10 protein-coding genes are annotated in these 14583 nt (G+C 58.8%); 4 read left to right on the top strand and 6 right to left on the bottom strand.

Translation table 11 applies throughout. The features are described 5' to 3' along the window. Position 1: 1 nt before the first annotated feature. Both VEH04_04145 and VEH04_04140 read right to left on the bottom strand, forming a co-directional pair. Positions 2-1279 (bottom strand): Ig-like domain-containing protein, encoded by a 1278-nt coding sequence (locus VEH04_04145; GenBank protein ID HYG21950.1) that lies wholly within the window; start codon positions 1277-1279, stop codon positions 2-4. Between the two features lie 266 nt (positions 1280-1545). Next, a complete protein-coding gene (locus VEH04_04140; protein ID HYG21949.1) occupies positions 1546-2523 on the bottom strand; it encodes a LysR family transcriptional regulator in 978 nt (325 codons plus the stop codon). A 92-nt stretch (positions 2524-2615) separates the two neighbouring features. Between VEH04_04140 and VEH04_04135 the strand changes: the two genes are divergently transcribed. The 4 genes from VEH04_04135 (at position 2616) to mfd (ending at position 9861) form a co-directional block, all read left to right on the top strand. Next, positions 2616-3437 (top strand): MBL fold metallo-hydrolase, encoded by an 822-nt coding sequence (locus VEH04_04135; GenBank protein ID HYG21948.1) that lies wholly within the window; start codon positions 2616-2618, stop codon positions 3435-3437. A gap of 54 nt (positions 3438-3491) precedes the next feature. Then, positions 3492-5033 carry a glutamine-hydrolyzing GMP synthase gene (gene guaA, locus VEH04_04130; GenBank protein ID HYG21947.1) on the top strand — a complete coding sequence of 514 codons (1542 nt, stop codon included), beginning with the start codon at positions 3492-3494 and terminating at the stop codon, positions 5031-5033. 148 nt (positions 5034-5181) lie between these two features. Beyond that, positions 5182-6117 (top strand): hypothetical protein, encoded by a 936-nt coding sequence (locus VEH04_04125; GenBank protein HYG21946.1) that lies wholly within the window; start codon positions 5182-5184, stop codon positions 6115-6117. Between the two features lie 264 nt (positions 6118-6381). Then, the gene (mfd, locus tag VEH04_04120) at positions 6382-9861 is read left to right on the top strand and encodes a transcription-repair coupling factor (protein ID HYG21945.1); all 3480 of its coding nucleotides are present in this window, start codon (positions 6382-6384) and stop codon (positions 9859-9861) included. Between the two features lie 272 nt (positions 9862-10133). Here the strand turns inward: mfd and VEH04_04115 are convergent, their stop codons facing one another. The 4 genes from VEH04_04115 to VEH04_04100 all read right to left on the bottom strand — a co-directional run bounded on the left by VEH04_04115 (position 10134) and on the right by VEH04_04100 (position 14493). Continuing rightward, entirely contained in the window at positions 10134-10892 is a 759-nt protein-coding gene (locus VEH04_04115) for a TerC family protein (GenBank protein ID HYG21944.1), read from the bottom strand. A 23-nt stretch (positions 10893-10915) separates the two neighbouring features. After that, on the bottom strand, positions 10916-11266 hold the full coding sequence (locus VEH04_04110) for a hypothetical protein (GenBank protein ID HYG21943.1): 351 nt from the start codon (positions 11264-11266) through the stop codon (positions 10916-10918). 292 nt (positions 11267-11558) lie between these two features. Next, positions 11559-13577: an ATP-dependent DNA helicase RecG gene (recG, locus tag VEH04_04105; protein ID HYG21942.1), complete on the bottom strand. Its 2019-nt coding sequence runs from the start codon at positions 13575-13577 to the stop codon at positions 11559-11561. Positions 13578-13842: 265 nt separating this feature from the next. Further along, positions 13843-14493 (bottom strand): phosphopantothenoylcysteine decarboxylase, encoded by a 651-nt coding sequence (locus VEH04_04100; protein ID HYG21941.1) that lies wholly within the window; start codon positions 14491-14493, stop codon positions 13843-13845. Between the last annotated feature and the right edge of the window lie 90 nt (positions 14494-14583).

The following is a 14583-nucleotide window of genomic DNA, read 5'->3' as shown; positions in this document are numbered from 1 at the left end:
GTCACGGCGAGCCCGCGGCCCGGTAGAATCGACGGTTGAATCGCGCGACGTTCGTTTCGGATAGCTTTTGCGCGCCCGCAAAATTCGTGAGCGTGCTCACACCGCACCACACGTCGAGATTGGTCGAGGCTTGAATGATATAATTTCGTCCTTTGAAACCCGTGATGCCCATCTCAACGGATCCCAACGATGCCACGTATTTTTCAATCATCAGTTCAGGCGCGAGCGATATGATTGAAAATCCGATGCTCGAGGAACTGACGAGACCGGTCATATTGGAAGCGACCAGTGTGAGCACGTAATGCGCAGGCGGCAGGTTCGTCAGGTAGACCTGATAGGGCGCAGCCAGGGTTCCTGATTCGGCAACACCCCCGCCGTCCAAATAGTAATCGACCCGCGCAACAACTGCCGCGTCCTGCACTGTTGCGGCAACCGGTGTGTTGACGGTGCCGGAGGGCGAATTGACCAGAAACAACGCGCCATCGCTCGGAGTGGTGATGGAAATCTGCGGCGGCGAACTGGCGGCTAGTCGAAGCTGCACACTGCCCGACGCGGCGGGCTGGGCGCTGTCGACGACAAAGTAGTAAACTTTTCCGGCAATCGCGTTGAAGCTGACCTGGCTGAATGCGTAAGGACCCGCATCATCATTCGCAGCCACCTCGGCCAGCATCGCGACGTTCTTTCCCGTGTAGAGGCCGAGGACCGTGTCGAACGCGCTGCCCCGCGTCGTGGCGGTGAAGACACCATTGGAAACAGCAGTCCACGCCCACCAGATTGATTTGCCCGAACCGACGCCTGCATGCACCGGCTCGCCTGGTTCCGACGCGGCAAAGGTATTCGCCCCCACGCGGGTTGAATTGAGCAACATCAAGGCGGGCTGCGCCCATCGATCATTTAACGGGGCCAGCGATGGGGAACGTATGTCAAAGCTCAGGCTTCCGTCCGCCAGGCCGGCACTGCCCGCGAATTGCGCCGCGAGATAATACTTTCCTGCTGGCAGGTTTGAAAACGTCACGTTGTGCGGTGGCGGGCTGGTGCGGACGGCAAACACGCTGCCCTGGCGTTCGAGCAAAAAGACCAGGTTGGTATCCGCCGCGGGTGGAGAAACAGCCGCAGTGAACGCCAGATTGGTGCCCGCTGTATTCGGCTGGAGGGTGATCACACTTCCTTCCAGCACTCCTGAAAGAGTGATGTCTTGAGCCGCAGCCAGGCCGGCATTGCAGAGTGCTGTGAATCCGGCCAGGACAAGCAACGCTCGTCCCAATCGCCGGAGCCGCATAAGCACGTTTTGAGAGATCACAATAATACGCCAAGGATTCGCGCGGCTGGGGAGCACCGCATATGCCACCGAAATGCTGAGTCTGGGTCGGCATCGTGAAAGACGACGTTTCGATGATTCGAATTCCTCGTGTGTGCCCGAAAGAACCACGCAACTGCAGATGAACCCGCCGTTTCGTTCATGCATCCCATGAAAACTTTGACGGAATCACCTGAGGCACGGACGCAGGCGTTGGCCGTTGGGCGAACGCGAATGACGCACAATGATCAAAGAGCAACAGGCGAAGATCGCGCACTCGCGTTAGCTGATGCAGTGATTGCAGGCGGCTCGTTCGACGCGAGCGCTTCCATCATCAGGCGCGCAAAAACCTCGGTGGCGAGATCCGACTTCCGGTCTTGGGGCCGCAGCAGCGACCATGTTCGCTTGAGCTTGCGTTTACCCATCGCGACGGTTGCCAGGGATCCGTCCTTCACTTCCTTCACCACCGCCCAGGCCGGCAGCGCTGTCACGCCTGCGCTGGCTGCGACCAGTTCTTTTACCGCGTCCGGCGTTCCGGCTTCCAGGTGACACGTCACAACGAGCTGTTCGCGTTCTGCAAATTTCTCAACGAGCCGAAACAAACCGCCCGTTGCGCTTTCGAAAATGAACGTTTGCGATGCGAACCCGGCTTGCAACACGGTTCCTGCGCGGGCCCACGAATGGTTCTCCGGGACAACCCAGAGAAGCTCGTCCGTGAAACACGCCTTTACATCCACTGCTGCTGCGTGGCCTGGAGTGATCGCCAACCCGAGGTCGATGTCGTTTGCAACCAGTCCTTCAATGCATTCGCGCGTGTCACCGGTCTTGACGCAAACGGAGCAGTCGGGGAACTCCCGCCGGAACGCGTGAATCACCCGCGGCAACAACCACGATGCACCTGCCGCAGCGGTCCCCACGCGCACCCGCGCCCTGCCCCACGATGAACGGCGATGCAACGCGTTGCGCGCCGAAGCCATGTCGGAAAGAATTTTTTCCGCGAAATGAAGAAGATGCTCCCCCGCTGGGCTGAGCTGAATCTGCTTGCCCGCGCGATCAAAGAGCGGGCAGCCAATTTCGTCCTCGAGCGCCTTCAACGCGTGGCTGACCGCTGATTGAGAGAGGAAGAGCTCCTTGCCCGCGCGTGTGAAACTGCGGGTCCGTGCGACTGCCACAAACGCGTTGAGTTGCCGGCTGTCCAGCGGGCGATTCAACCGATCAGGGTTCATAACGTCCTCAATAGAAGCTTCTGTACCACTTCCGATCCGGGCTAAAGATTGGCGGCTTGAACTTCGCCGATGCGCGGCTAACGTCTTGCGCCATGAACCTTGAAGATCATTTGGGAGATGTCCTGCGCAAAGCGCGGGCGATGATTGGCGTGCCGCCGGGATCGGCTGCAACCGCGGCAGGTCTCAGCGAGACGGACTACTCCAATCTCGAGGATTCCGGGACGGTTCCGCAAACCGTCCGCTATGCGCCGCTTGCCGAGGCGCTGCGATTGAATCCAGTGAAGCTGGAGAAACTTGCGCGAGGCTGGATGCCGGCCCCGAAAGACCTCGGCCTGTGGCGGGAGCTGCGGCAGCTGAGCACGACGGAATCCGGCAACACGGTTCACGCTTACCTTGTGTGGGACGAAGTCACGCGCGAGGCTGCGGTTTTCGACACGGGATGGAATGCGGTCGAAATGCTCAAGATCATTGCCGCGGAGCAATTGAACCTTCGGCATGTTTTCATCACACATACACATGATGATCACATGGCTGGCCTGCAGGAGATCCGCGATGCGTTTCCGAAAAGCATTCTGCATACGGATGCGCGCAGCGCGCCGCCGCAGCACAAGAATCGGCGAAACGACTGCATTCACCTTGGCAGCCTCAGGATCACCAACCGCGAGACGCCCGGCCACGCCGAGGATGGAGTGACCTACATTGTCGGCAACTGGCCCGAGGATGCCCCGCATGTCGCGATTGTCGGCGACGCGATCTTTGCAGGGTCAATGGGAGGCGCGCCGGAACACGGGGATCTTGCGAAATCGAAAGTGCGGGAACAAATCCTGAGCCTGCCGTTGGACACCCTGCTTTGCCCCGGCCACGGGCCGCTGACAACCGTGGCGGAAGAGAAGGAGAACAACCCGTTCTTCTGATTTTCCTCGCCAAACACCAGCCCCACAGGCAAAAAGCTCGCTTTTATTTGAGTCATGACAGAGCAAATCGTCATCCTGGACTTCGGGTCCCAGTATACCCAGGTCATTGCCCGGCGCATTCGCGAGTGCAACGTGTATTCGGTCATCCTGCGCTACGACACGCCCGCAAAGGAGATCGAGGCGCTGCGCCCCAGCGGGATCATCCTGTCAGGCGGTCCGTCGAGCGTTTACGCCACGGACGCGCCCCTGCCCGACCGGAATATTTTCAAGCTGCGGATTCCGATGCTCGGCATCTGCTTTGGGATCCAACTGCTGGCGCAGTTCCAGGGCGGCCGCGTTGAGAAGAGCACGAAACGGGAATACGGCCGCGGAACCCTACGTGTGACGGACAGCTTCTGCCCTTTGTTCGCCAACCTGCCCGAGTCGCTCCAGGTCTGGAACTCGCATGCGGATAAACTGACAAAGCTTCCGAAAGGTTTCGTTTCTGTTGCCGTCACGGAAAACTCCGACTACGCCGCGATCGAAAACCGCGAACGCAAAATGTTCGGCCTGCAGTTTCATCCCGAGGTCGCCCACACACCGCATGGCAGGGACATCCTCGCCAATTTCGTTCATAACATCTGCGGCTGCGGCAAGAACTGGACGATGCGCAGCTACATCGACCAGGCCGTCGAGGAAATCCGCGCGCAGGTTGGCAAGGAACGCGTGATCCTTGGCCTGAGCGGCGGCGTCGATTCCAGTGTGGCGGCTGCGCTGCTGCACAAGGCGATCGGCGATCAGCTCACCTGCATCTTCGTCAACAATGGCGTGCTGCGCGGGCGCGAGGCACAGGTCGTTCAGGACGTGTTCGTGCGTCACTTCAAGATCAAGCTTCAATACGAGGACGCCTCAAAACTGTTTCTCAAGAACCTCAAGGGAATCACGGACCCCGAACGCAAGCGCAAGATCATCGGCAAGACGTTCATCGACGTTTTCGATGCGGCAACCAAACGCGCGGGAAAAGCAAAGTTTCTGGCGCAGGGAACGTTGTATCCTGACGTCATCGAATCGGTCCCGATCGCGGGGAATCCTGCCGCGATGATCAAGAGCCATCACAACGTGGGAGGGCTGCCGAAGCGGATGAAGTTCCAGCTTGTCGAACCGCTCAAGTGCCTGTTCAAGGATGAGGTGCGCGAGCTCGGACTGGAACTTGGCCTGCCGCGCGAGATCGTGCTCCGCCAGCCGTTCCCCGGTCCAGGCCTGGCCGTTCGCATCCTCGGCGAAGTCACGCCTCAGCGGCTCGAAATTCTGCGCAATGCGGACACCATCGTGGTTGAGGAAATGAAGGCAACGGATTGGTATTACAAGATCTGGCAAAGCTTCGCGGTCCTCCTGCCCGTGCGGAGCGTTGGAGTGATGGGCGATGAGCGGACGTATGAATACACGATTGCCATTCGCGCAGTGGAATCCCAGGACGGCATGACAGCCGACTGGGTGAAACTGCCTTACGACCTGCTGGAAAAGCTCGCGAGCCGCATCATCAATGAGGTGAAAGGCGTCAATCGATGCGTCTTCGACATCACGAGCAAACCCCCTGGAACCATCGAGTGGGAATAGGTTCGCGCCTGTTTCTTTCCGTTTGAACCGCGGCGGGAGCATCATTAGGATGCGCCCTTATATGAAACCGGCTCATCATCCTGTTCCATAGCCCGCGGTCTCCCTCCGCGTGCGCAAATTCCCTGCCCGTTCAAAAAGGCCCCCAAACATGATCCCTAAAAAGAAGTTTCTTCAAACCACTGCAGCGACACTCATCGCCGCATCCGTTCAACCGCTGTCCGCAAGCGAAAACGTCCCCCACGCGCCATTCGCCGAATGGGCCAATGTCCCGGCTGCCGGGCAGTTGGTGACGCGGCTGACCTACCAGGAATCCGAGTCCTACTACATCTGGGCGGGAAACAACCGTCACAAAACAGATTGGCGGCACAATGGCGAACATTATGGAATCGATATCAATCAGGGATATCTGACCTTCCAATACGGCCTGAACGATCGCTGGGCGGCGGACCTGAGCGCGGGCTACACAACTGCAGGCTGGCGGTATTTCAATCCAAGCGGTTCATCTGAATCCACGTCCGGATTGATGGATATTTCGTTCGGTGTGCGTTACCAGATCTTCAACGAAAACGACGCCAGCGAGTGTCCGTATCTGCCAACCCTGACCTTCCGCGCGGGAGCCGTCCTCCCAGGCAGCTTCGACGAACATTTCGCCTTCGCGCCGGGCTCAAGTTCAACCGCAATCGAACCCGAGCTGCTCGCGCGCAAACATTTTGGCTGGGAAGGCTTTGGCGCCTATGCCGACGCATTGTTCCGCTGGAATCACACCTCAGCAAACGACCAGTACATCGTGTCGGTTGGTTTCTTCCAGGAAATCCAGCGCTGGGAACTGAATGCGGGGTATCGGCATCTTGGAAGCGTCGATGGCGATGACGTTCGCTTCAATGCGGCGACGCGTGCAATCGACTACCCTCGCGCCCCTCGCGAAAACCAGGACTCGTTCGAGGCGGGCTTTAGTTACCGCGCCAAGCGATGGGATACGAAACTCGGGTTCTACACCCGCACCGTGTTCGATGGCTCGAACACGGACAAAAAGTTCTGGCTCGGCGGCTTTGTGGAAATTCCTTTCCAGCTCACGAGCAAGTAAGGTTCGTTTCGCGTAAATCTACTTTCGGCCACGTGGCGCAGACTTCCAGAGCTGCGCCACGTGTAGCGCAGGTTTCCAAATCCGTTTCCAAACCTGCTGGATCGTCCACGTCCCAGTCGGCAGCGTCTCATTAGTATGCGCGACGGTTGTTCGATTGTCGTAAGCCAACTGCAAGCCGGCGCTCCAACGCCGGGAGGCTGCGCCGGGTTGGTCGCGATTTCCACGCCTTGACGCACAAGCGGCCCCCTGCGAGGTTTTCTGCGCTTGACGCATTCCACCGCTGACATCGCGGCAGGCAATTTATTTGCTCAATTTGTAAAAACTCCCGCCGCGCAATCCTTGATGCGGCGTGTGGAGGAAGGGGGCGCCGTGCGTCTCCACGGCGTGGCCGCTCCCGCTCAGCCGTTCCTCGCCATTGCGCTTCACAATCACCTGCGACGATTTCCCGTTGTCATTGTCACTGACACACTGAAAACGCAGGAATCCGTGGAGCAGGATGTGGAGACGTGGTTGCGAGCAGCCGAACCAGCGAATGCAACCAATCTTCGTCAACGGCCGCTCTTTTATCCCTCATGGGAAATCCTGCCGCACGAAGCCAAGCTTCCGCAGGCGGATGTCATCAGCGATCGATTGGAAACCCTGGTTCGACTTTCCCGTCCCCAGCCGCCGAACGCGCATCCGCCCCTAATCATTACGAGCGTTGTCGCGTTAATGCAGAAGACGTTTGCGAAGGAGACTCTGGATGCGCGCACACGAACTTTGCGGCGGGGCGATCGATGCGAGCCGCTCGATTTGATCGAATGGCTTGAAGACCAGGCGTACGAACCCGAAGCGCAGGTAACGCAAAAAGGAGAAATCGCGTTACGGGGCGGCATTCTCGATGTTTTTCCTCTCACCAGCCCGTGGCCAGTGCGGCTCGAATTTTTCGGCGACGAACTGGAATCGTTGCGGTATTTCGATCCGCAGACCCAGATGTCGCGGGAGGAGATTGAATCGATCACGCTTGCGCCAGGCGGAGAGCTGGGCCTGCTGCGTCAGATCGGTGACAACGGCGCGCCACCCGCGAGCCTGCTCACCTATCTTCCTCGCTCAACGATTTTTCTATTTTGCGAGCCGGCACTGCTACGCGAACGCGCTGAAGATTACACGCGGCAGGTTGTCCCTGGCGATCGTCTGCATTTGGAATGGGAAGCCTTCCAGTCGGAAATGCGCCAGGCCGGAATGAGTGAAATCGCAGTTCGCGAAGGCGGAGCAGACGGAGTCGGCGTTTCCGTGCCAGCGACTGAGCCCGAAGACACTGAGCTGAACCTGCCGAGTCTCGATGCATTTCGTCCGTTGCCGGATCGCGCGCCCGAACCGCAGGTCGCCGAGGCCCAGCGGCGGGGATTTTTCCAGCAACTGCATCGTTGGTTGCGCCAGGGCTACGCTGTTCATGTCTTTTGCAACAATGACGGAGAGAAGCAGCGCTTCGTGGAAATCTGGAACGACCGCCCGCTTTCGAACAGTGAAACATCCGCAGCGGCGCTGGCCGAACCGGGCTTGATCCTGCACCTCGGATCGCTTGCCCGAGGATTCATCGCGGACGACGCGAAGCTGGTGGTGGTGACGGATGCGGAGATCTTTGGACGTTACAAGGTGCAGCGTCCGCGACGGCTCAAGTCTTCGCACGCGGTGGCCGCGCGTTCAGCCCTGGACATTGATTTCACTGAGTTCGAGGAAGGCGACCTCGTTGTTCATGTGCAACACGGAGTCGGCCGATTCCTCGGCCTGAAACTTCTGCCTGCGGGCGCCGGAACGAAACCGACTGACAAGGCGAATCCGGCAGGAAACATCGAATGCCTGATGCTGGAATACGCCGCCAGCGATCCCGCCCAGCCTGCGCCAAAGCTTTACGTGCCTGTGACGGAAGCGCATCTGGTGAGCAAGTATGTGGGTGCTGGAAAAGTTCGTCCGCCGCTCAACACCCTGGGTGGGACGCGCTGGAACAAAGCGAAGGAACATGCGGAGCGTGCGGTGCGTGACGTCGCGGCTGATCTCCTCTCGATCCAGGCCGCGCGCGATTCACAGGCAGGGCACCCGTTCAAGGCGGACACACCGTGGCAGCGGGAATTCGAAGGCTCTTTCATCTACGAGGAGACAGCCGACCAACTCCAGGCCATAACCGAAACCAAGGCCGACATGGAACGGCCGAAGCCGATGGACCGTCTCATCTGCGGCGACGTCGGATTCGGCAAGACCGAAGTGGCGATTCGTGCGGCGTTCAAGGCGGTGATGGACGGCAAGCAGGTCGCGGTTCTCGTTCCAACGACCGTTCTCGCCCAGCAGCATTTCAACACGTTTCGCGAGCGCATGGCCGATTACCCCGTTCGCGTCGAACTGCTTTCACGTTTCCGCACGCGGCGAGAACAACAAAGGGCGATTGAAGATCTGGCAGTCGGCGCGGTGGATATCGTGGTGGGCACGCATCGATTGATTCAAAAGGACGTCGTCTTCAAGGACCTTGGGCTCGTCGTGATCGATGAGGAGCAGCGCTTTGGAGTGTTGCACAAGGAGAAGTTCAAGACCCTGCGCAAGCTCGTGGATGTGCTCACGCTGAGCGCGACGCCCATCCCGCGCACGCTTTACCTCGCCCTGACGGGTGCGCGGGACATGAGCGCCATCCAGACACCGCCCCACGACCGCCTGCCTGTTGAGACCATCGTCACGCAATATGACGAGCGTCTCATTCGCGATGCGATTCAACGCGAGCTGAACCGTGGCGGCCAGGTTTTCTTTCTTCATAATCGCGTGACGACCATTCACACGATGGAGCAGAAGCTCCGCACGCTGGTGCCTCAGGCGCGGATGGTGGTCGGGCACGGACAGATGGACGCCGACGACCTGGAGCGAGTGATGACACAGTTCGTCAATGGTGAGGCGGATGTGCTGCTGTCGACCACGATCATTGAAAGCGGCCTGGACATCCCGAACGCCAACACGATCATCATCGATCGCGCGGATCGCTTTGGTTTAAGCGAACTGTATCAATTGCGCGGACGTGTGGGGCGCTACAAGCACCAGGCTTACGCCTATCTCCTGCTGCCACGACACGCGGGGTTGCTGACCGATGTGCGAAAACGCATCAGTGCGATCAAGCAATACGCGACTCTGGGAAGCGGATTCAAAATAGCGATGCGCGACCTGGAAATACGCGGCGCCGGGAACCTGCTGGGGTCGGAGCAAAGCGGACACATCACAGCCGTGGGATTCGACCTTTACTGCCAGCTCCTCAAGCAGAGCGTTTCTGCGTTGAAAGGCGAGAAGATCAAGCCTCGTGTAGCGGTGAGCGTTCGCCTCGATTTCCTGGATACGACGGGAGAGGCGGTTGGCGAGCCGACGGATCTGGCCAACTCCAGCGCCCGGGCCGCTCTGCCGCACAGCTACGTGCCGGAGCCGCAGCATCGCATTGATATCTATCGCAAGCTCGCGCAGGCAACCGACAAGGAATCGCTTGAAGCCCTTGCGCGGGAACTTCGGGACCGCTTCGGCCCCGTTCCGCCGGCAGTGGAGTTGTTACTGCAGGTTGCCGAGCTGAAGCGCCTCGCGTCGGAACGCGCAATTACAACCCTCGAGGTCAAGGAAGACAAGGTGATGCTCAGCCGCCGAGGCGATTACATCATGGTTGGAGGAAAGTTCCCGCGCCTGACGAAGAAGGAAGCGCGGGCGCGGTTGAAGGAAATCCGCAAGCTGTTGCTCGTGCTTTGAATGACAAGGCGGCGCAGGCTCGCGCCGTCACTTCTTCGCGGAACATTTTGGGCAATTCTCGCAGGTCGCACCTGCTTCGGTGCAACACGCCATCTCACAAGCCGCCATTTCAGACATGCCATCTGCGCAACAGTCGGGCGACTTGCAACCTGACGACAGAAGCGACATGGCACAGATGCACAGGGCGAGCGTTTTGATGATTTTCATGGCCGTAGCTTAGGTGCTTTATTTCCGCGGGCAAGCTGATGTTGGGCGGCGCGGGTTTCGTGAGCTTATTGGATCGGCTGATGCAACTTCACAGGCTTGGACTTGGTGCGTGTGCGGATGTTAAGCGATTCAACGCCGACCGAGAATGCCATGGCGAAGTAAATGTAACCCTTGGGAATCTCGCGATGGAAACCTTCGGCGATCAAAGCCACGCCAATCAGGATCAGGAAGCTCAGCGCAAGCATCTTCAGTGACGGATGGCGGTGGATGAAATTGCTGATCCGGCCGGCGAAAACCAGCATGAAGCCCATGGCGATGACAACCGCTGCGATCATGACCCCTATATATTTTGCCATTCCCACCGCCGTGATCACTGAATCCAGCGAAAAGACGATATCGAGCAGCAGGATCTGAATAATGACGCTGCTGAACGTCGGCGCCACCTTCCCCGAAACATGTTCTTCCTCGCCTTCCAGTTTATCGTGAATTTCACGCGTGCTTTTCCAGAGCAGGAAGAGCCCGCCAACCAGGAGAATGAGGTCGCGGCCAGAAATGGGATGCGGTTCGTGAACGAACCAAAAGGCGGGGATATGGAACAACGGTGCGGTAAGCTTGACCATCCACGCCAGCCCGCACAGGAGCAGGATGCGCGTGATCAAGGCCAGCGACAATCCGAGCTGCCGCGCTTTTGCCTGTTTCTCGGGTGGCAGTTTGCCGGCGAGGATCGAGATGAAGACAATGTTGTCGATGCCGAGAACGATCTCGAGCACCGTCAGCGTTACCAGGCTGATCCAGATTTCTGGGTTCGTGATCCAGTCGAACATGGTCTAAGCAGAAATGACGGCAGTTATTGTCTTACCACTTTAGCGTGCCCGGCATTCGCGTCGTACACAATCTTCATCCCGTGCGGAGCGTCTGGAATCCGCGCCAAAAACTTGGTCTTCACCAGCTCGTCAAGGCTCGTTGGATTTCTGCCGTGTTCAGCCTGGAACAATTGGATCGCCTGGTTGATCGCGGCTGTATCGATTGTCTTGATTGCCGTCTGCTGGCCCTTTCCTACTGCGCCCAGGTAATCGACCGGGGCTGTCAGCGGGCTCGAAGCCTCGTTCGTCTCGGCGGACGCGCCGGAATTCTGGCGCTCACCACAACCAACCAGCATCGCGCCCGCAAGCAGGCAGGGAAGAAGACAGGTGTTCATGCGCGCGAGGCTAGGTGAAAGGCCCATTTAAAGCAATGGGGGGAGAATAGGAACGCGTACAAGAAAGAGCCGGACACCCGGTGTCCGGCGTGAATTCGAAATCCCCCGAAAGGGAATCCTTACTGAGCGGGAGCGTTCGTTGTCGTCTCCGGCGCAACCGGAGTTTCTTCAGCCTGGCTGCAACCCGTCACCGCGGCAACCACGAGACCCAACATTACGAACAGGGATAGTATCCTTTTCATAGTGGCCGTAAACTTTCGCATCCGGTTCCAAAGCACAAGTAAAAACTTACCTACCTTCCGCGTGCGATCTCTCGTGCGAAACTTATAAGTTCAAGATCCTGCGCAAGATTTCCAAACCGGAAAGCGGGCACGCCGCTCTGGTCCTTGCCAAGCAATTCACCCGGCCCGCGCAACTTAAGGTCGGCTTCCGCGATTTGAAATCCATCCCTGGTTGCCTCCAGCACCTGCAACCGTTCACGCGCCTCAATGTTCCCTGCCGCCGAGACCAGAATGCAATGCGAGTCGTGCACACCGCGCCCAATGCGGCCGCGCAACTGGTGCAATTGGGCCAGCCCGAACTGCTCTGCGTTTTCGATCAGCATCACCGTCGCATTCGGCACATCCACGCCCACCTCGATCAGGGACGTTGCCAGAAGCACGTGAACGCGGTTCGCGCGAAACTCAGCCATCACGCCTTCTTTTTCCGCAGCCTTCATGCGTCCATGCAGCATTGCGACGGAGTACGGAGCGAGTTGCCGTTTCAAAACCTCGAATTCCTTCATCACCGCCTTCACCTCGTTCCCCTGGTTTTCCTCAACCCGCGGATACACCACATAGGCCTGCCGGCCGGCCGCAAGCTTCTCGCGAATGAAACTCCAGACCTTCGGCAGGGTGTCCGTGGTGCGCACGAACGTCTTGATTTTTCCGCGGCCCGGCGGCGCGGCGTCTATCGTGGAAACATCCAGGTCCCCATACAGCGTCAGCCCCAATGTTCGCGGAATCGGCGTCGCAGTCATCACAAGCAGATGCGGGTAATGTCCCTTGCGCACCAGTTGCTCGCGTTGGGCGACTCCGAACTTGTGCTGTTCATCGATGATCACCAACCCGAGTTTCTGGATTTCAAACCCGGAGGAAACGAGCGCGTGCGTTCCAATGACGAGCAACGGTTTCACTTCCTCCAGCGATCGTGAACCGTGAGCCAGAGCGGCCCTCGTGCTGCCCGTTCGCAGCTCGACTCTCACGCCCAGAGATTCAAACCACCGCGAAAAATTCCTGTGATGCTGCTCTGCCAGAATTTCGGTCGGCGCCATTAGCGCGACGTTAAATCCACATTCCAGCGCCATGAGAGCGCTGCACGCTGCGACTGCCGTCTTGCCCGAACCTACATCGCCTTGCAGGAGGCGTCTCATCGGATGCTCGCCTCGAAGGTCGTGCCGGATTTCACGCAGCACATTCGCCTGTGAAGCGGTGAGCTTGAATCCAAGCACCTGCAGGAACGGCTTCATCAGACGATTATTGTCGCCGCCGCAGGGCAGTGCCTTTGAACGTGATTCAAACAATTTTCGACGTTGCTGCATGTGCACCTGGAGATCGACGAATTCGTCAAGCGCCAGTCGGCGCCGCGCGATTTCGATATCCTCGAACTCTTCCGGAAAGTGCAGCATGGTGACGGCGTTGGAACGGCCTGGCAGCGACGCGGCTTCTGTGCGGGCAAACCGCAAGCGCTCATCGAGCGCGTTCCACTCAGGAAAACTGCCGCCTGTCATGAGTTGATCGACACTTCGCCAGATGAGCCCGCGCAGCCAGCGTTGTGGCAGGCCTTCGGTGAGGGGATAAATCGGGGCGATGCGGTTCAGATGAACGAGGTTTTCTTCACCCGCTTCCACGAGCTCGGTTTCGGGGTGATCCACGATGCGCGGGCGGAGGGATTCCAGTTTGCCGAAGACAACAAACTCGCGGCCAACAGCAAAGTATTCCTCCATCCAGGGAAAAGCCTGCCACCAGCGGCAATGCAGCCGCGCGGTGCTGTCCTCGAGAACACATTCGAACATGGCGCGGGCGCCCTTCTTCCAGCGCTTGACTCCCGAAGCCACGACGATTCCGCGCACGCACGCGGGTTGGCCGGGTTGGAGTTCACGAATGGCGAGGAAGCGGCGGCGATCCTCGTAACGCCGGGGCTTGTGCAAAAGCAGATCCTCCACGGTGTGTATTCGCAACCGCTCCAGCAAGCGCGCGCGCTCTGCACCCACGCCCCACAATGACATGACCGGGCGCCGCAGCAGCGACTCAGCTTGGTTCGGCGCAGTCATCGAACGCACAATACAAACGCGCCGTTCGCCATTCAACGTTGGAGGTGGCAAGCCCGCGCCATTCCTGAACCTTCAAATCTCGAAGACAGTAAGCTCCGGCCTGCAGTTGAATCTCAAGGGGAGAGTGAACCATCCAATTCCTGGATTCACGTACAGCTTTGGTTCCACCCACGCCGCGTGACCCATCAACAGCGCTGGCAAGGCAACACCTGCTGCAGCGAGGAACTTTCGCCGGGAAAACTTCCGCCTCATTGCGGCAAGTGAATCATTTCCGAACGCGGGCTTCAAGCGCGTCGAAGAGGCCAGGAATCGTATCGAGGTGGGTCACCTTGCCGTTTGGGACAACGATGCCAAAGCCTTCGCCATACGCGGGGCCGTTCGCGACGCAGGCATCGGTAAGGCATTCATGAAGTTGTCGCGCCGCCGCGGCAATCACAGCTGCCTGGTCACCTTCCACTTCGTATTTCCATCCAATGATCTGGGTCTTCGGATACCAGTCACGCAGTTCCGAGATGATCTTGGGAGTGGGAACCAATTCGGCCATCAACGTGCCCTGGCGCGTGGATATTTTTCCACTTTTCAATTCCGACATTTCGCCATCAGGCAGTCGCAGCCAGATCTTTCCGAAACTGAAATCGCTGACGGCAGCAGTGTGAAAGATCGCTTCAGCCCCCGCGTCTGCCAAGGCGCGAAACCATTCGCGAAGGTCGGAAGTCGTGGCGAACGTTTCGATCCGGTTCGCCCGCCGCTCCCCGCCGTATGTGGCCTGTTCGCCAACAAGAAGAGTGACATCGTGTCCGCGCTCTGTCAGAAAACGCGCCAGTTCAATACCCAGCCGGCCTGTGGAAAAGTTGGTAAGACGGCGTACCTGGTCCATTTTTTCGTAGGTTGGACCAGCGGTGACGATGCAGTTCATATCAAATCAGAGAATCAAGCACGCGGGTTGCCAAGCTTTTTCCCCGGCCGCCTCGGCAGCACCGACCGTCGGAGCGCCGACTTGCGATCG

Source organism: Verrucomicrobiia bacterium, assembly GCA_035629175.1.
Lineage (GTDB): Bacteria > Verrucomicrobiota > Verrucomicrobiia > Limisphaerales > DASXHY01 > DASXHY01.
This window is presented reverse-complemented; position numbering and strand designations above follow the sequence as displayed.